The following is a 17,477-nucleotide window of genomic DNA, read 5'->3' as shown; positions in this document are numbered from 1 at the left end:
TCAGATACGGCTGTCAGAGGCACAGGTGGCTGGTCTGTCAACCAACCACTGTTTTGGAACGCAAGACTGCAAGCTGCTCAATTCTCCCAGAGCGTTTGGATGCGCCCCTCGATAGCATCAAGAACCGTAGAGTAGATATCCAACGGATGGCGTGATGACAGTGACAAGTCGGTAGCGTCCACTGCGGTTGGTGGTTCGTGGAAGTGCAGTCGTGCGTTGTGTGGATTTGGATGACGGTCCCAGCGACACTCCCATCGGCTTTCATCCTCGTGTGTTTCGACGTAGTGGAACGAGAAATCTCCCGTCGTGAACCAGCGAATATCGAGTCGAGCCGCTATGACGCCCTCAGGATACTGTCCCGCGTCGACTAAGGCGTGAAGCAGGCGAGGCTCGTAGCTGTCGGGATCGAATGCCGTCTCGACAATGAGTGCCTCATTTCGAAGATGCCGGGCCAGGAGTTGCAGCGTTTGTCGGTCGGGTGGACCAGGCGACCCTGAATTCGGAGTGGGTGGGTCTGGCCCCATCTATGCCGGGATTAGGTGCCCATCGTTCTCTGCGAGCTGACGGGCGAGTTCGTACAGTCGAATATCCCGAATGACACCGCGCCACTCGCTGACTGCAGTCATCCGGTCATGAATCGCCTCGTGACTGTCCTGGTCATAACCGCTCACAGCAGTTGGGTCGGTAGCATCGAATTCATCTTCATAGTCGGCCCGTTCTTCTTCAAGCTCACTGACCCGGTCGATAATCTCCTCGACGGTCAGTTCGTCAGCAATCCGGCTGGCATCTTGCCATTCTAGATACCCCTCGTTGCGTTCGTACTGCACGGGCCGGCCGTCACGGTTCACACTGACGATACCCATCTTCGCTAGTCGATCAAGATGCTTTTTGGCAGCGTTCGGAGAACAATCTGCGACGTCTGCAATCTCGGCAGCGGGGGTGGGTGACGTAATCCCCATTGCGACATCGTAGACACGACTGAACGTATCCTCCCCCTGCTGCCACCGTCGTTCGGTGGCTGGTGACTCTGGCGCCGGGTCAAACTCCGTCATAAGCATAGGTAGGGTACGAAGTGCAATATATCTTTGTAAGATTCATATATATGCGTTTTATTGAGAGATACAGCTTCGACGGAGATGAGACTTAGTCGCTAGCAATAGGAGCGCGGTACGGGCCGGGCTCGTTCATCACAAGATCGTCGAAGTGAGCAGTCCGGGCGACTAATCGGGGCACGTCGGGCTCCAAGTCAGTCGTCAGCGAACCAGCGAACCCAGGCTCTGTGAGATAGATGTAAAAAGCCAATTCCACGATTGCGTGGACAGCGTACAGCATCTCAAGAGAGTTGACGCCGGGAATGAGTCGATCCTCAGTGAACGCGTCCGTACTGGGAGAGTCTGCTGAAAGGCCACCAGGTATACCACTCCCCGGCTCGGAGTTCCGAGCCACGAACGGTTCCTCAGAGGCCGAGTGCTGCCATGCGGGGTCGACGACGCAGAGAAACTCATCGAGTATCGTCCGGACGAGACTTCCGCTCGCAAGCATGATTTCATCGAATCCAGGAGAGTAGTCCGTGAGAGCTTGGGTCGGCCCTTTCTGGGGTTCGGAATGAATATCGATGTGAAGATATTTCGAGGATTTCGCTTTGTTTGCGAGTTCTATAGAGAGGAAGGTCCCGCCTTGCGCGGTCGACAATGCGAGCTGGAGTTCATCGAGGGCCTGAGAGACCACTGGGATGTACTCTTTCGAGTAGCCCAGTTCACCAATAGCAGCGTGGATCGAACTGAGTGTGACTGGGCTGTACGTGGGCGTATTGCTGGGGATATCGACGTCTGGTGACCCGTCGTTTTGGGAGGGTGTAGTCATCTACGGAGGTTAGTTACGCCGGCATCGGATATGAACCCGCGCAGTATCCAAGTGCCGCAGCAGGATACCCGAAGCGATGCATCCGTTGAGTGCCAGAACCTCAAGATAGCAAGCGAACACCCTCCATGTTCGATGTGTATTTCGAATGAGGTAGCACTCGGTCCTTGATTAACCAACAATACTATTCGGCTAGCCGCCTTGTTGGTTAATGCGAGGCGACTACTGATGTCCTACGAGCCACCGACGCCACCGGCGGAACTCCCGACAAGCGTCATCGACACGCTGAACGGGTACTCTCCAGACCAACTCCAACAGATTGCTCACTACGCCGAGGAGCTAGCAGAACACAAAGTACGTGAGGCCCGGATGGAAGAGGATTCGGCTGGAGACGGGGTCGAAGACAGGCCCGACGACCTTCCCGACGACGTCCCATCGAAGGCCACGATTACAATCAAGGAAATCAATGACAACCGCTACTATTACTGGCAGTGGCGGGAAGGTGACAAAGTGAAATCGAAGTACAAGGGACCGGTCAACCCGGACGAGTGAATCACAAGCAAAGAGTCCGCCTATGGTCCAGTGGTGTCTCCACGGTAATCCACCAACTGGACTGCTCTGAGCCATACTGAGAAAATAGTACCACTCGAAATAATCGCATTGTGGAGCTAAAGTCTTAACCTACATTGAGCGATGCAATGTTGGTTAAGGTAGTCAGCCAGCTCACTGTCCACACCGGGTTTCCGGTGAAAAAGGTTCATTGTGTGACGATAGTGGACTGTTGGGAACTCAGACGTGGCACACCGCGTTTCCGGTGAAATGCGCAGTCTACAGTCGAATATCGATGTTTACGATCTATCGACAGACACCGGGTTTCCGGTGAAACTAGATGCATCTCAGAGGGAGGGAACAGTGGTAGTACCCCGCCTAACAAAATCGGTTTAGCTGATAGTATCTTCGAGGACCTGTTGAACGACATCTGGATCTTCCAGAAGCTGGTGCTCTGTGTAGCTCCCCTCTGCACTACCACCACTGTGGCGCGTCTGTTCGATAATATCTAAGAAAGCGTGTTCCTTGAGAAGGTCGCGGACGCGTCGTAGCGAGAGAGACTCAGAACCTTCCTGACGGCAAATTTCTTCGTACACGTCGTAGACTCGGGTTGTTCGGAAGCCGATATCCTCAGCGCCGTTACCAGCATTGTCAACCGAAAGGATAGTCAACGCCTGTAGTACGTAGCGAGAATGTGGCGTTGAGCCGCTAATGAGTTCACGGAACCGATCAGTCTCAGCCCGCTCTCGAGCTTGAACAACGAAGTCTTCGGGAACCGTTTTCATATCCGACGATTGGGCAATTTCACCTGCATATCGAAGTATATCGATCGCTTTCCGTGCATCGCCGTGTTCACGAGCCGCCAGGGCAGCTGCCCGAGGGATAACACCATCTTCGAGTACTCCCTCTCTGAAGGCGTCGCTCCGCGCACTCATGATTTCATTGAGCTGATTAGCGTCATAGGGTGGGAACACAAATTCGCGCTCGCAGAGACTGGACTTGACCCGTTCATCCATCCGGTCTTTATATTTGATTTTGTTGCTAATCCCGATAACACCAATCTTACAATCTTCAATCTTTCCAGCCTCACCAGCTCGTGACAACTGCATTAAGATGTCGTCGTCTTCGAGTTTATCGATCTCGTCAAGGATGATGAGGACGACGTCATAACGCATATCGAGAATCCGCCAGAGTCGCTTGTAGTAGGTTGCAGTGCTAATGCCCTTGTCGGGAATATAGATGTCGTTCTCCTCCGTATTTACTGAGTCCGCGATAGTCTGCACAGATTGAGTTTCGGTACTGTCTTGGGCACAATCTACATACGCGTAGGCGGCGTTAATACCCTCCTCAGCTGCGGTATCGACCAGTTGGCGAGAAACATATTTTGCACAGAGAGACTTACCCGTTCCAGTCTTGCCATACAAGAGGACGTTGCTAGGACTCTGGCCAAAAATAGCGGGATTGACTGCATTAGCCAGTTGCTTGATTTCTTCATCTCGACCAACGATGCGATCCTCCTCCGGGAGATGGCTGATTTCAAGCAGTTCCTTGTTCACGAAAATGGGATCTTCGAGAATGAAGAGATCGTCAGAGTCGGACATTGCTTGTACACCGGGTTTCCGGTGAAACGTCTTGAGACTTTCCCCGAGACACGCACACCACGTTTCCGGTGAAAACCGCTCAGAGGGTGTCTAGTGTCCAGATGAAACGGGGGTTAGGATACATCGGAAACACGGTTTCAACTGCGATCTACCTCAGCCGCATTGGCGAGATACCCAACGAAGTGCCGGAGTAGAACAGGGACAGAGATTACGAGATAAACAGGATAGAACGGTTCAGTAGAGTGTTTTCCATTGGAGTAATAGAAATCATAAGCGAGAAAATCTCGCTTGAGTCTATGAAAGGCGATTCAGTTACTGGAATGTAACGCTAGGATTGTATATAAAACTATGTCAGACAGAGCAATAAAGATAGTATCTAGTCATTTTCTGAATGGTGTGAGTCCTATGCTGCTCTTCCTCCTGTAGATCTCTCTGTATCCGTAGATAGCGTAGGAAAATTCTTCTCTGTCATCAATGGTTATAGCAGCTCAATCGTCTCTATTGGGCTATTTCACCGGAAATCCGGTGTGTCTGTCTACGCTTCTCAGTTGACGCAATAGTAGTTGATGCTAAGCGTTCTTGGTTACTACTCCGGCTCTCTATTTCACCGGAAACCCGGTGTGCGTGTGGTTCAAATCCGAGGTCAATTCTGGGGTGACTTGGCTGAGTTGCATTTCACCGGAAACCCGGTGTGCGTGCGGAGTCTCAGTATCTCTCAGATTTCACCGGAAACCCGGTGTCCCCACTATCACATTTCAACAGTAGTCTCTCAGTCTCCTCGTAGTCGTTTCAGCGAGCTCCCGTCGAATATCTGTCCGATCCCACCCTTTTGCAGAGAGGACACTCTCGACAGCTCGAACGAGCTGTGTCTCGTAGTACTCGGGATCGTACTCCTCAATCTCTTCATGCGCTAAGGCGACACGGTCTCGAGATGATTTCTGATCGTCGACGACCACGTACTCGATGTCCTGTCCCGGATGGAGGCCCAATTCTTGATCTCGTGCCCGTTTGAGCGCGGCCACGTTCTGCGTATTCTGGGTATACCCTTCCAGTGGTTTTGAGACTCGATTCCGTTCGACGAGTTGGTCGGCAGCAACCTCTCCGGCATGCAGGCTTGCAATCGCCGCTTTGAGCCGCCGGATGACTGCGTCTGCTGACCGTGTCTCATCAAGCACCTCTATACACTCCCGTTGTACCGCTTCGATGAACGGCGGTGTCGACCGCTGGCGAGCTTCGATGCCTCGGAGCTTGAACTCCTCCTCGCCACTGACCTTCCCAAAGTATTTCGTCAACGCGCCGGCGTTGCTCTCTCGCTGCGGCACGAACGCAACCCAATCGTAGTGAGCTTCGTACTCGAGACGAATCTCGACTTCATCGGTAATGTCCCTCGCAAGCGTTTCGAGGTCCTCGCGATACGCGTTGTCGACGTCTGGATCAGGCGTGACCCAGATTGAGTCGACGATACCATGGACGACGCGCCAGCCGCCCGCCTCCAGGCGCTGTTTCGCCAAGAGCAATATCTCACGAGCGTAGGCGTTGATGGCTTCATGGCACTCGATACGGCCGAATTTCGCGTTACTGAACCCCTGATAACCGAAGCACGCGACGAGGATCCACTTCAGCGCTCCCGAGCGGCCCTCGAGTTCATTGAGTCGCTCCTCGTCGGGCTCATCACGTTGCCGTTCTCGTCGGATTGCCGCCTTGATCTCGTCGCGAGCGTCGATGATCGGCTGAAGGACGTCGACGAGGTAACCACGCTCGTCACAAATCGAGTACCCCAATCCGGGCACATCGTCACGGTCGCTATGACAATCACACCGGATAACGTCAGGCGAGACGTTTCGCGTACAGATGATATTCGGATAGAGACTCGAAAAGTCGAGTTCGTGAACGTTCTCGTGGAAACCGACCTCCGGCGCGAAGATGAACCCGCCCCGGTCGGCATCATGCAGCGTCCCCATCGACTTGTAGAACTCGTGGCGCCAGGAGTTCCACGGGACGAGCACGCCGTGGTCATGTGCTTCACAGATCTGAATTGCTGTGAGAACGTTCCCGATAGATGCCCATGCGAGTTCTTGGACGGGCTTTTTTGAGCGCGATACGAGGTCGAGAACACCATCGAGGTTCGTCTCTCCGTAGAAGAACGTGTTCGACTCGTCGATGATGGCCCGGCCCGGAACATTGTACCGTGCTGGTGAGTGGCCCACTTGGCCGTAGCTGGCGTAGGTCGACGCACCTGCGAGTTGCTGGTAGTCCACGTCCGGCCACCGACTCAGCGAGAAGTCGTCGACGCCGGCGTCTGTTGCCATCTCGTAGAGTGTCGGGACAATCTCACTCGTCGAGCAGACCAGGATGTCCGGATCGTGTGCGTCGAGTGCTGCCTGTACGGCGGCCAAGAGCTCCGAGGGCGAGCCAGTGATGCTGTCGCCGGCGACGGACAGCTCTCCATAGACATCGTTGCTCGTTTCGGTCACCGGGACGCTGAGCCGGAGCGTCGACAGCTCGCTCGCCGGCGTGGGATTGACGCTCTTCTCCAAGCAGTACCGGAACTCCCGCGAGAAATCAACGTTGAAACAGGCGAGATCTCCGATAGGGTAATCGGACAGCTGGCGTGCCTGCCGGGCGAGTGGAGTGACGCGGTCGATGTGGGCGGCGTCGACGGCGAGGACTGTCTCCTCGCCCCGCCGAAAGCCGGGCCGTCGCGCAACCGTCTCGGTCGCGACGACGTCCGGGTGCTGGTCGTACACCGACTGGAGCGTCGCGAGGTCAAGGTCGGTCTCTGGGTCGCGAGGGGCAACGTAGATGCGTGGGGTGTAGTCATTGCGCTCGGTTGCGACGGCGCCGTCGTCGGTCGCTTCCCACTCCAGTACGCGGCCGTCGTCCAAGAAGTCGATACTGAACGGCATCTGTGGCTCTTTCTCCTCTAGCGAACTGGACGATTGCGTGTCTCATAAGCTGAGGCGTGTCGTTTCCGAGTCTCAACCGAATAGCGCAAATCCCCTTTAATATCCGATCTCGTGTTGTTTTGCGCGTACTCTTTCTTTTCCGGGATGCTTTCCGGGATCACGGACCAGTATTAACCAACAGATTCGAGTGTTGGCATTACTCGTTGGTTAAGTTCCAGATTCGATTATTGGATATCTGATTTATCTGACATCAGAGTATTTCGCCGTTGTCTCATCCCGCTCCAAACCATACTTTGGGTATATACAGACCAAAGATTTATCTGGTATCTGTGGTATGGTATAGGCATATGAGGCCGAATGTTGATATTCCGTGGTCCATCCATGGGAGAATCAAGGAGCACGCAGAGCAGACCGACCAAACAATTGAGGAAGCGTATATCGAGACCCTTGAGAACGGAGTCCACGATCTTCCCGAAGAGCGGGGAGAAGTCACTCTTCCACGTCCCGGTTACAACGATTTTGGGCCACGACTTATTCGGACACAAGGCACGGACTCACCGGACATCAATGACTCAGTGACGTTCCATCCGTTTTTCCACCTCGGTGAGAACTCAATGGAAATCCGAACACGGACGGATGATATGGATGGCGATGAGTTCACAGACCGATTGGCAAAACTCCACAACATAGGAAGACTCAGCACGTCTTGGTTTACAGTTCATCAGCTGGGTGGAGCACTCGTCGGTCGAGGGCCTGCTAACCTTGCCACGGCAGTCAGAGAAGCCCACGCCACGTTCGCTGATGAGGACATTCCGACGTACAAGAATGGACACCTCATCTATATTGCCAACCTTGCCTACGAAGACGAATACCTGCTTATCAGGGCGGAAATTCCCCGATCATCCCGTGACAAACAAGTACTTTCAAATGTCGAACTCCGGTTCATCACGGAAGGCGTTCCCGTTACTGGAGCACTCTATCAACGCCTGGCTCGCGCCTTTGGTTTTAATGAACTATTCAATGCCACAGCCTTCGATCTTCCACGAACCGGATTCAAAGCACCAGAAGGTAGCACACCAGTTGTCTCCGAACAGATCACCACGGAAGAGGAGAACTACGACGACCCAAGTGTTAACGGACTTATCATCGAGAATCCATTACAGAATAACGACGATCTCCTTTCTCATCTCAAATCAGAACTTAGTGGACCTGATCGGTCTAAATCAGAAGCAGAACACCACATTAACGTGTTAGCTAATTACGACGAGTTGTACTGTGATCTCACTCACAACCATGGATTGTCTGAGGATCGGGAGTATGAATTCAAGGGATTATCTGCGACATATATCAAGCCCCTGTTCAACCGAAACAGTACGTGGAATCTGACAGCCAGTGTCAACTGGTAATTTCAGCACGAACATCGGCTGAGACGTACTTCATTAAATAAGACGCTCAATGTCTATGAGTTGAAATTCCGACTCTCCATCTGAATATCTATTCTCGGCAGAACTCTGGAATCGGGGAGGTATAGCTCTCACTCGATGGGATCGAGTGACTGCATCGTGAAGTGGGATTTCGAGTACTGTCACTGTCCTTCCTGGTCGGGATCGACGTAGCGAGACTGCCTCTCGTGGTCCTCTCCGCTCTTTTCGACCGCGGCTTCGAGCTCCTCGAGGCGTTCCTCGTGGTCGTCGAGGCACTCCTCCTGTTCGAGATCGATGCTGAGCAGTGCCGGCAGCAGCGGGTTCTGGTGGTTCAACAGCCCGCTCGCGTCGGCGTGCTTGCGAGCGTACTCGAACAGCCGGTCGAAGCGCGGCTGGTCGCGACGCCGCAGTGCCCGGCGGAATTCCGCCCAGCGCTCTTCGATGGCCCGCAGCGCATCTCGGTACGTCGGATTCGTGCGTCCCATCGCTATCGCCCTCCTGTACCGCTCGCTGTCCACGCATTGAGCAAGGGGTCCGCGGTGGCCGCCACCGTCTCACCGTTAGCGGTGACGCCCGTCCCGACATCCTCCGGATTTGGCGTCGACGGCGTCGGCACCGTCGGTTCCACGCCGACCTGCGTGGCGCGTGCCGCGAGCAGCTGCCGCCAGTACGCGAACGTCGTCTGGTAGTACGCACCGTCGTCGACGGGATAGACGAGCGTCTCGAAGTCCTCGCCGACGACCCGTGGCCCCATCCGGGTCTGCTCGCACTCCAGGTGGTGGTCGGCGGCCGTCGCGATTGACTCGGTGAATTCGTTTCGTTCGTTTCGCGTAACGAGCACCGGGATGTCGTACCCATCAGCGTAGGTCGCCAACCGGGCGAGAGTTCGAGCCTGAAGGGTTTCCGCGTGGGTTTCGCCGAGAGTATCGTCGGCGAAGTATTGGGCGTCGACGGCCGGCGCGATGATGAGGGCGGGTTTGTGGGGCGATGTGTCCTCGTCACGACCTGGCGCCCCTCGACCGGCCGCTCCAGTATCGGCCGTGGATGTCTGGATTGCCTTGTTCACCACTGACGAGAGATCACAGACGGCGCTGTAGTGCTGGTACGCGGTAAATCCGCGGGCGACGCGGATTCGGTTGAGCAACCGTTGACTTGGCGCGATCTGGGCGAGTGTCGTCGTCGTCGCGTGACCATTTGCGTCGACCCAGAAGGAGGGCCCGTCGTGCAGAAGGAGATGGTCGAGCACGAGCGACTGCAGGATCGGGACGCCGCGGCCCCCTTCCACGTCGAGCAGCGTGATGCCGTCTTCGAGTGACGGCAACAACATCTCGTCCGTAGCCGGATCGGCCTGGTCAGCGAGGGACCGGTTGTGGTCCGCGCCCCGTGTCGGCTGGTCCATTGCCAATCGGTTCGACGTTGAGTGTTCTCCCATACTTGAGTAGAAGTCCACAATCCCGATAAGCCGCGGCGTGGCGCTTCCGCGTTTCAGGAAAGGCACGATATAGATATCAGCCTGCCCTCAGTCGCCGTGTTTCTGCGGACGATGGTCTGTTTCCAAGAACGTTTCCAGAACCAAACTATCCCGGTGCCGCTCAGTTAACCAACAATCTGCGGTTCTTGGTGGCCGTTTGTTGGTTAAGAACGTTGATGCTGACGAGGTTCCTGTGCGACCACGTTGAAGATGCTTCCCCCGAACTACTCGGTGTCTGTGGCCGGAACTCACTCTTCATCGACCAGACCGACCTCGAGGCTCGGTTCGATGCGGAGGTCGTCGCGGATGGAGGCTATAATCCCGATACAACATCGTGCCCGGCGACGACCACGACCCGTTGGTGTGGGTTGAGCGAATTGAGGCTCTTCTGGATGGCAATAGGTAGTTGATTTCCTACTGTTCTTCCGAGGCGGTGTCTGAGCCGTCTGAAAGTGGCTGATCTTGTAATCGACCAGAGGGATAGTATCGACCCTCGTCTTTGCTGTAGAGGTAGGTCTGGATCGGTCTAAGAGTGTTTGAGTTTCGCCCGAAGAGAAAGGCGAGCCCCATCGGGCCAGCTATGAAGAGATGAATAGTCGATGTTTTTGGAAGTTCTTTGATTGCGTCTCGTACCTTGGTACGGAAAACATCTGCAGCATGGGCTGCCTGTGCCGGGGACAATTCCACACCAGGCCCATCTTCCGGTGTCAATCTGAGAATGCCGTTGAAATCCGGAAGGTCGTTATGCATTTGGTCTATCTCCGGTTGCACATCGGCAGCGATGTTGACGAGCACCGCAAGCTCCGATCCGTGATTCGGTTGTCGCTGGAGCTCTCCTTCTAACCCGCTTTCCTCTTGGTCGATATTGAGTGTCCATTCTGTCATCCCGGCAGGGCCGGTGGGTTGCATCCACGTTGCTTGGATACGACGTGTGGTTGGAAGACAGTAACCGGCCGCGAACGCAGCGGGAAGATGCGTTCGGCCACGGAAGCGGAGGGGGCGACCCGATGCGTTTTGAATGAGACAGTCCGTTACCGTGGTTAACGCCGGGATTAGACGCTGGTTCCACACTTCCTGGGATGGTGGGCCGTGTTCGAAAGAATTTGACCAGTCGATAGCAACGGCTGGATCGATGTCGTGAGCCGGCGATTCGTAGGTGTCAAGTGAACATTCGAGAGGCTCACCGCCCGGTAAATACCCATCAATCTGCTCGATCCGCTCTGATAAGACGGCCTGGACGATATCTGTTGCTTTGTCAGACGTGGTTGCCTCCAGGGGGAGCATTTTCCAGGCGGAAAAGTCGTGGAGGATCGGTGCCTCGTTGAGTATCGATTTGGCTTCTCCAACGCTGATATCGGGACATGGCACAACGACCACGAAAAACTCGTCATCCCTGTCCCACCGACTATTGAACCCCGGCAACTCGTCGTTGAGAATGATGTCAGAGTCGGCTACGCCCTCACTGACGAGCGCAATACCACTGGCTGTTTCCTGGTCCTCCAACTGGTCGATGATTTCATCTCTGAGTGGCTCCGGCTTCAAATCGAAGATATCCCGCCAAATCGGCACCCCGTGTCGCTCCAGTTCCGTTTGCAGGAAGTTGGCGACGTCCGTCTGTTCGTGCTTATAGCTGAGAAATACACGGCCAGTTGGATCAGTCATATATCGTCACCGAGGTTGAGAGTTGTAGCAGCATCTGGGTTGTCAATCCGTTCTAACTGCTCGTATTCCTTACTATCGTGGAATAGATAGGTGTTAATCGTGAACTGACCCTCTTCGTCCTGACCAACGATGAAGAGGAGCGGATGCGGACAGTCGTAGCCGTCGTCGTTGGCGATTTCATTCATCGCAGTCCGATCGTCTCGACTGATATCGGGTGAAGCGTCGGGATGGTAGTGCCATTCACCGAGATAGTCGATACCGATGCTCTCCCTGGCGTCTTTGAGCCACTCCTCGACTTTGTCGGTTCCTCGGAGGAATCGAGTTGGTTCTTGAATGGAATCTCGCGGTGGGTCTCGGGCATTAACCACCAGCGCTGGTCCATCGATACGGTCGGTTCCAGCCAGAATGCCGCCCGTTTCACTGGGATGTTCCTTTCGACAGCGCTCATACATAGCTTCGAGACACATGGGCGGAACATGTATGGTGATTGTCGATTCCGGTGCTCGCCATACTGTTCCGTCTTGGAAGGGAGGTGTGGCCTTTGAAATGGTCGCCAGTTCGTCGTCACTACCGGTCTCGAGCACGGTGAAGTGATTCTCGCGGAGACTCAATGCCGTCGCCTGATCAAGAAACCGTGTCACTGTCCCAGCCCACGTCATTACCCGGTCCGTTCGAATAACTGATGCTGGATGCCAGCAGCCTACTCGTTCGGGAATGGTATCCTCGTCTTCGTCCCATTCGATCTGTTCTTGCAACCGCCATGGATCGAACGCTTCGTTATAATCGCTGTACGGAAAGGTATGTGAGTAAGCCGTGAAGCAGAATAACCGGTCCGCTCCCCGACCCATCGCAGCGGAGCAAAACACGACTGGGTGATTCCATCTAATCGCATCCAGAGCGCGACGAACTCCCCGTGACGCGGTACAGTCAATTACTACCTCCGCTTCTCTAATTGGCTCCGGCAACTCACCGCTCGGTGGAAAGGCGCTATCCACATCAAGGGCCTGTGCGTACGGTGCAATTGATTCGAGCCGGTTCGCGATTGCTGTCGCCTTGTTTTGTCCCACATCACCGATCGTTAGTGTGTGGCGAGCCACGTTGCCGATCTCATACGTGTCGTTGTCGACGATGGTAAGCTGCTGACAGCCGGCTCGAACGAGGTTCTCAGCAACCATACTGCCAAGCGCTCCTGCTCCGATGAGCACGATGTTGCGATCCAGAAACCACTCTGTCATATGCCCGCGTCTGGTGAGCTGCTCATGCGACCAGTTGTCCGAGTCCAGCCACCGAATCTGTTCCTCTCCGGCTTCCCGCCGTTCGGCTATCTCAGGCCCCTTTCCAGTATCTCGAAATCCGCCGGAGAGGTCATTCGGATCTTTGAACTCCTTTATCTCGATTGGTTGCCAATAGATGATCTCGGGGTCGCCGTCAACCGTTGCTGGGATGGGGAATCCAATTAGAAGGACCTTGACCGGCTCATCGTCCAAGACTGGCTTGATATTCGCCCGTAGTTCGTACGGATCAGTCTCGGTACACTCGAAAAATACGTCTAACTGTTCCCACGTTTCCGGGGCCTCCCACGGGGGTTCAATCGGCACCTCTTCTAACAGTACCCACGCTCCGAAAACAGAGTCATCAGGATTCGAATCGATGTATCCGCCCCATTGTGGCTGATAGACGACTTCATCGTCGCTATCCTTGAACGTACCAGTCGCGTATGTCTCTTCAGCAGTTGGCAATGAGCGGAGATTGACTGTCCCCCACTGTCCATACGCCGTCCTCCAGTCTGAGAACGACTCCTGCGTCTCGTTGAATGCGATGGTCGTGGCCGAAGCCGAGTTCGTATCGAAGGCCGGGATTTCAAACGGTTCGTCTGGTTCCCGGAGCTCTCCTTTCGCAGCATTACTTAACCACCGCAATGCCCGGTCCATATGCCAACAGAGTCGATCACGGCTTGTGCTGGGTTCACCGGTGGCTCCCGTTTGACTGAGGGTGTGCCCATACCGAGCAACACAGATATCGCCTCGTCGCCACGGATTATCGTCGCCCCCAGCCACGTTCAGCTTCTGGTGGGGAAATGTGGCTGTAATGGTGTTCTCTCCTTGATCCGCAGGGTAGATCCCAATTGAACCGGCGGGGTACGTATCCCGTAGATGGAGATACCAGTCCGTCTCGCGTGGCACGCCCGGATGGGGTTCTAAGTCGTCAGGAGAAAGCCTGATCTTGACGATCCACCGTCCGTTGCTATCGTGACGATATGGATCTTTGAGCACGGTGACTCCGTCCCGTTCGGCAATGGCTGCGACGGCTTCTGTAATTTCGTGGGGAGGCATTTATGATGTCAACTGTCCGACGCGGCGAACTGGTGGTCAGATGGATCCTCTACCTGTGAGGATGACCCTACTGATATGGCTTTCTCCCCTCCATCGTCAGAATCGTCGTCGCTTCCGAAGGGAGGGAATTTCTCACCGAAGAGCTGGTACCAGTAATCTCTTGATGTTTCTTTGTCCTCCTCCTCCAGTGCTGTCCGCGCGAGGTCTGCGGCATCTTCTGCCTCATCGTAGAACGCCGCGAAATCTACGCCGTCGATTTGTTTGAGGACGTCATTCTCGGGGGTTTTCGGGAGACCGTGAGCAGGCAGGGTAGGGGTTTCCTCAGCCATTGCTTCGGTCTTGAACTGCCCTGTGAGTTCTTCGAGCGTTCTTGTCACGCCCTCGGCGACGCTGTCGATATCATGAGGACAGCACTGGCCAACGATGTGCTCGAGAGGATAGCTTGTCGGTCCTTCGACGTCCGGTGTCTTCGTTCGCCGCCACCATTTGATGGCCTTGACGACGTTCACGTAGTGACCATCCGTGATATCGTTCTTATTTACAGTGAAGGCGATAGTCGCGAGGGGATGGGTATTCTCCCACTCATTCTCATCTCGATGTGGAATCTTGAGCGGTTCGTCCTTCCACTCGTCGTCGCCATCTACCGACATATTGAGGGCCTCTGCCACGGTCGAAAGGTCGTCCGGACTCAGGGCTGTTCCTACGTCCAGTGAACCTAGTGATTTGACGGCTTCACGTGTTGCCTCGCTCGGTGCCGCTGTCAAGACAAGATCGATTTCCACCTCCTCTTCCTCGATCTTGTAGGAGTGGGCATTCGGTTCCCACTGCCCCTCATAGTGTTCATCCAGGAATGGCTCGCATTTTCCTAGCGCAACATCGGTATCGAGATCACTGCTGAGATCAGAGACAAATACGACGTCAACGTCGGATTTCTCGTCTTCTTGCGGTCTGAGTGCCGTCCACCGACGGTAGCTCCCCTGTAGAAAGTCTGCAACGTAGAACTCGTCGATGTCATCGTCAGTCTGCAAGTGATCGCGGAGGGTTTCATGGCCTTCCTTGTAGGCATCATTGTGCTCGTCCTGCGGGCGGATGTCTGACAGGAAGGCCTCGAACAGTGTGGGGAGTGTGGTCATAGTGTATCGATGTTCTGGAATGTTTTAAGTGGTTGTTGCAGCACGTGGTGATTCAATGATTGCGTATTCTCGATCCCGGCTCGTGCCCTCGGCCTCGAGGAGGTTGTACTGAGCCATCTTCGAGAGATAGGACCGGACTGTCCGTTTCGTCCGGGGGTCGTCTACCTCGTCCGTATAGTGGTCGTGAATCTCGCTAGGGCCGAGCGGGCCGTACTCACGAACGATGTCGTAGACGACGCGCTGGTGTGGCGTGAGTGAATCGATGCTCTTCTGCTTGATCTGGGCCCGAGCGTCTTCGGCTGAGTCGAGAAGGATGCCGTCAGTAATTCGCTCGTGGTTCTCGCGATCTGCCTTGCCGGCGGCCGTTCGAAGGATGCCGATTGCGAGGCGGGCGTCGCCGGCGGCTGCGTCAGCAATGCGATAGAGCTGGTCGTCGGTGATAACATCCTCGTCGAGACCCCATTTCGCACGGGCACTCAGGATGTCGTAGAGTTGCTCGTCGTGGTACTTGTCCATCCGGACGTGTTCGCTGGAGCGGAGTCGGCTTACGAGCCGGTCGTCGACACGGCTGAACAGCTCCTCTTCTTTGTTAGCGATACAGACCAGCGCGAACTGCTCCAAGCTGTGCAGGTCGTAGAGGATGCCCGGATCTTCCAGCTGGTCGACCTCGTCGAGGATGATTACCGTTCGCGGCCCGTCGTACTGCTGAATCCGGTCGACAAGTTCGTCGTGCGGTGTTGACTGCCGGTGGATGTCGATAGTCTGGCCGAGGTCGTCGAGAATCTGATACAGCGTTCGGAATCGGGTGTAGTTGCGCCAGCAGTTGACGTAGGTAGTCTCGATGTCCAGTACCTCTTCACGGAGTCTCTCAGTGACGAACTTTGAGATGCACGTCTTCCCGGCGCCGCTGGGGCCTGTGACAATGGCGGTGTCGGCGGGTTCCCCGTTCGTAATCGGCTCCAGAACGCTGGAGAGGTGGTTCAACTCAGCGTCGCGATGCTCAATTTCCTTCGGTATGAACCCCGCCCGAAGCACACGAGCATCGCGAATCATGGATTGATCAGTAGAGTGGTTTTCTAGCGCGGTATATAATGGTGGCTGGGTAGTTTCCGGAATCTGAGTAGTACCGTTCGTTCCTGTCGCTAACTCGGCCGTTATCAAGCGATTCTGTTTCCGGTAAATCGTTGCTTCCGGAATTTCCGGAAAGGCTGCGAGATGTCAAGAGTGCAGTCTTGATTACGGCTATAATCATGACCAGTCCCAAGACAACCGGTCTCTCTCGGTCTTTTTTTTTCTCTGTCACGACTTGGTATTTGTCCCTTGGCCCCCCGGTATCGGCCGTTCGAGTGTTGAGAAAACGCGCTTTTACAGCTATGATTAGAAATATCGGTATCTATTCCCGCAGTCTGGCGGGTACTTAAACTAAATGACAGCGAATCAACCCAAACCGCCAGACTGCGGTATAATTTCACAAAACGGGACCCTAATGGGTATCGGATGTGTATAATCTGTCATGGCCGGTGATCAGGGGTACTCGGAGTCCGTTGATGACATAGCTCGTCATCAACTTAATTTTCTTGAGACTCTCCAAGAAGACGAACCAGAACATGTGATCACACTCGATACACTCGAGACACAGCGATACTGTGAGCAAAAGGCAGTGTTTGAGCGACAGGCTGGGCCAGATGAAAAACGGCCTGACAGAATCATTCGAGCACAGGAACAACACGGCAAGCTTGTTGCAGAAATGGCCGGAACCGAAGAAGAATATCACTTAACAGATGTGTGGGACGATATTATCGCTGGGGATGTTTCGCTATTGTATCCTCCACTCTTCTTCAAACTCATTGGGGTAATTATCTATGGACGGCCAACTTATCTCCGTTTTATCGATAGCCAGCCAACACAACTAACACTCGTCCGTGGAGTCACAAAGAAACGTTATCTTGACGAACTATTTCCCAGTGAACGGTTTCTATTATGGTGTTACTGCACTATCTTGGACCGGATTGGATTTTCTGTCTCAGATTTGTCTGCTCGCTATCTGAAATACCCGCAGGATGAATTCAATGTCGTTGAAGTAAGCAGGGCACAGATGCTGGTCGCAGTTGAGGACGGTGATGATATCGCAATCCAACTTGATGATGATTCGACAGTCCATCCAAATATCCGTCGTCACCCAATTGAATACAAACGCGACTCTGAAACCGGCAAGCAGCTACGTGAGTACGTAGCCTTCTGGCGTGACGGTGGAGAGCCAACAGGTGCAGGCCACTGGAAACAATGCGCCGGATGCCGCTTCAATCCAGAGTGTGATCTTGCACTAGCCCAGGGAGAGCAAAGGAGCTGAGAGGAACTATGATTGGATTAACTGTACTGCCTGATTTTGCGATGGATCAGTGTCGAAGTGAGCAGTTGCACGATATTGTTCGACACTTCGATAGCGACGTTCTATTCACCCCTCAGTCGATTCATGAGACATACCTCGCGTCTGAACTTGGGAAGGGAGTAACGGTAGCTACGCGCCCACATCAGCCA

The 17,477-nt window shown here is 54.5% G+C and carries 14 protein-coding genes; 3 read left to right on the top strand and 11 right to left on the bottom strand.

Annotated elements, in window-relative coordinates:
• Positions 1-77: 77 nt before the first annotated feature.
• The 3 genes from P1L40_RS22880 to P1L40_RS22870 all read right to left on the bottom strand — a co-directional run bounded on the left by P1L40_RS22880 (position 78) and on the right by P1L40_RS22870 (position 1,863).
• Complete coding sequence (locus P1L40_RS22880; RefSeq protein ID WP_284011885.1) at positions 78-524, bottom strand: toxin-antitoxin system TumE family protein; 447 nt, start codon at positions 522-524, stop codon at positions 78-80.
• Positions 525-1,052: a winged helix-turn-helix domain-containing protein gene (locus tag P1L40_RS22875; RefSeq protein ID WP_284011884.1), complete on the bottom strand. Its 528-nt coding sequence runs from the start codon at positions 1,050-1,052 to the stop codon at positions 525-527. It lies immediately after the preceding gene.
• 91 nt (positions 1,053-1,143) lie between these two features.
• Positions 1,144-1,863 (bottom strand): hypothetical protein, encoded by a 720-nt coding sequence (locus tag P1L40_RS22870; protein ID WP_284011883.1) that lies wholly within the window; start codon positions 1,861-1,863, stop codon positions 1,144-1,146.
• Between the two features lie 225 nt (positions 1,864-2,088).
• Between P1L40_RS22870 and P1L40_RS22865 the strand changes: the two genes are divergently transcribed.
• Positions 2,089-2,412 (top strand): DUF6788 family protein, encoded by a 324-nt coding sequence (locus P1L40_RS22865; RefSeq protein WP_284011882.1) that lies wholly within the window; start codon positions 2,089-2,091, stop codon positions 2,410-2,412.
• Between the two features lie 389 nt (positions 2,413-2,801).
• Here P1L40_RS22865 and P1L40_RS22860 read toward each other — a convergent pair whose 3' ends face one another.
• Positions 2,802-4,010, bottom strand: a complete 1,209-nt coding sequence (locus P1L40_RS22860; protein ID WP_284011881.1) for a Cdc6/Cdc18 family protein — start codon at positions 4,008-4,010, stop codon at positions 2,802-2,804.
• A 755-nt stretch (positions 4,011-4,765) separates the two neighbouring features.
• Entirely contained in the window at positions 4,766-6,916 is a 2,151-nt protein-coding gene (locus P1L40_RS22855; protein ID WP_284011880.1) for a type B DNA-directed DNA polymerase, read from the bottom strand.
• Between the two features lie 347 nt (positions 6,917-7,263).
• On the opposite strand from P1L40_RS22855, the gene P1L40_RS22850 reads away from it, so the two are divergent.
• Positions 7,264-8,322, top strand: coding sequence for a hypothetical protein (locus P1L40_RS22850; protein WP_284011879.1), 1,059 nt, complete (start codon positions 7,264-7,266; stop codon positions 8,320-8,322).
• 179 nt (positions 8,323-8,501) lie between these two features.
• On the opposite strand, the gene P1L40_RS22845 is transcribed toward P1L40_RS22850, so the two are convergent.
• The 6 genes from P1L40_RS22845 to P1L40_RS22820 form a co-directional block, all read right to left on the bottom strand.
• Positions 8,502-8,825, bottom strand: a complete 324-nt coding sequence (locus tag P1L40_RS22845) for a DUF8156 family protein (RefSeq protein ID WP_284011878.1) — start codon at positions 8,823-8,825, stop codon at positions 8,502-8,504.
• Between the two features lie 2 nt (positions 8,826-8,827).
• Positions 8,828-9,772, bottom strand: a complete 945-nt coding sequence (locus P1L40_RS22840; RefSeq protein ID WP_284011877.1) for a hypothetical protein — start codon at positions 9,770-9,772, stop codon at positions 8,828-8,830.
• A 453-nt stretch (positions 9,773-10,225) separates the two neighbouring features.
• Positions 10,226-11,473, bottom strand: coding sequence for an SAVED domain-containing protein (locus P1L40_RS22835; protein ID WP_284011876.1), 1,248 nt, complete (start codon positions 11,471-11,473; stop codon positions 10,226-10,228).
• Positions 11,470-13,404, bottom strand: coding sequence for a ThiF family adenylyltransferase (locus tag P1L40_RS22830; protein ID WP_284011875.1), 1,935 nt, complete (start codon positions 13,402-13,404; stop codon positions 11,470-11,472). The genes P1L40_RS22835 and P1L40_RS22830 overlap by 4 nt, the downstream gene beginning before the upstream one ends.
• 410 nt (positions 13,405-13,814) lie before the next feature.
• Positions 13,815-14,939: an SMODS domain-containing nucleotidyltransferase gene (locus P1L40_RS22825; protein WP_284011874.1), complete on the bottom strand. Its 1,125-nt coding sequence runs from the start codon at positions 14,937-14,939 to the stop codon at positions 13,815-13,817.
• Between the two features lie 24 nt (positions 14,940-14,963).
• Positions 14,964-15,992, bottom strand: coding sequence for a Cdc6/Cdc18 family protein (locus P1L40_RS22820; protein ID WP_284011873.1), 1,029 nt, complete (start codon positions 15,990-15,992; stop codon positions 14,964-14,966).
• A gap of 460 nt (positions 15,993-16,452) precedes the next feature.
• On the opposite strand from P1L40_RS22820, the gene P1L40_RS22815 reads away from it, so the two are divergent.
• Complete coding sequence (locus P1L40_RS22815) at positions 16,453-17,289, top strand: hypothetical protein (RefSeq protein WP_284011872.1); 837 nt, start codon at positions 16,453-16,455, stop codon at positions 17,287-17,289.
• Positions 17,290-17,477: the final 188 nt, after the last annotated feature.

The sequence above is a fragment of the Haloarcula pelagica genome (assembly GCF_030127105.1).
Classification (GTDB): Archaea; Halobacteriota; Halobacteria; order Halobacteriales; family Haloarculaceae; genus Haloarcula; species Haloarcula pelagica.
This window is presented reverse-complemented; position numbering and strand designations above follow the sequence as displayed.

Excerpts from the sequence above, each read along its gene's own strand:
- P1L40_RS22815 (WP_284011872.1), top strand. The coding sequence starts at position 16,453 with ATGGCCGGTGATCAGGGGTACTCGGAGTCCGTTGATGACATAGCTCGT.
- P1L40_RS22840 (WP_284011877.1), bottom strand. The coding sequence starts at position 9,772 with ATGGGAGAACACTCAACGTCGAACCGATTGGCAATGGACCAGCCGACA.
- P1L40_RS22880 (WP_284011885.1), bottom strand. The coding sequence starts at position 524 with ATGGGGCCAGACCCACCCACTCCGAATTCAGGGTCGCCTGGTCCACCC.
- P1L40_RS22860 (WP_284011881.1), bottom strand. The coding sequence starts at position 4,010 with ATGTCCGACTCTGACGATCTCTTCATTCTCGAAGATCCCATTTTCGTG.
- P1L40_RS22830 (WP_284011875.1), bottom strand. The coding sequence starts at position 13,404 with ATGGACCGGGCATTGCGGTGGTTAAGTAATGCTGCGAAAGGAGAGCTC.
- P1L40_RS22855 (WP_284011880.1), bottom strand. The coding sequence starts at position 6,916 with ATGCCGTTCAGTATCGACTTCTTGGACGACGGCCGCGTACTGGAGTGG.
- P1L40_RS22835 (WP_284011876.1), bottom strand. The coding sequence starts at position 11,473 with ATGACTGATCCAACTGGCCGTGTATTTCTCAGCTATAAGCACGAACAG.
- P1L40_RS22850 (WP_284011879.1), top strand. The coding sequence starts at position 7,264 with ATGAGGCCGAATGTTGATATTCCGTGGTCCATCCATGGGAGAATCAAG.
- P1L40_RS22865 (WP_284011882.1), top strand. The coding sequence starts at position 2,089 with ATGTCCTACGAGCCACCGACGCCACCGGCGGAACTCCCGACAAGCGTC.
- P1L40_RS22820 (WP_284011873.1), bottom strand. The coding sequence starts at position 15,992 with ATGATTCGCGATGCTCGTGTGCTTCGGGCGGGGTTCATACCGAAGGAA.
- P1L40_RS22870 (WP_284011883.1), bottom strand. The coding sequence starts at position 1,863 with ATGACTACACCCTCCCAAAACGACGGGTCACCAGACGTCGATATCCCC.
- P1L40_RS22875 (WP_284011884.1), bottom strand. The coding sequence starts at position 1,052 with ATGACGGAGTTTGACCCGGCGCCAGAGTCACCAGCCACCGAACGACGG.
- P1L40_RS22825 (WP_284011874.1), bottom strand. The coding sequence starts at position 14,939 with ATGACCACACTCCCCACACTGTTCGAGGCCTTCCTGTCAGACATCCGC.
- P1L40_RS22845 (WP_284011878.1), bottom strand. The coding sequence starts at position 8,825 with ATGGGACGCACGAATCCGACGTACCGAGATGCGCTGCGGGCCATCGAA.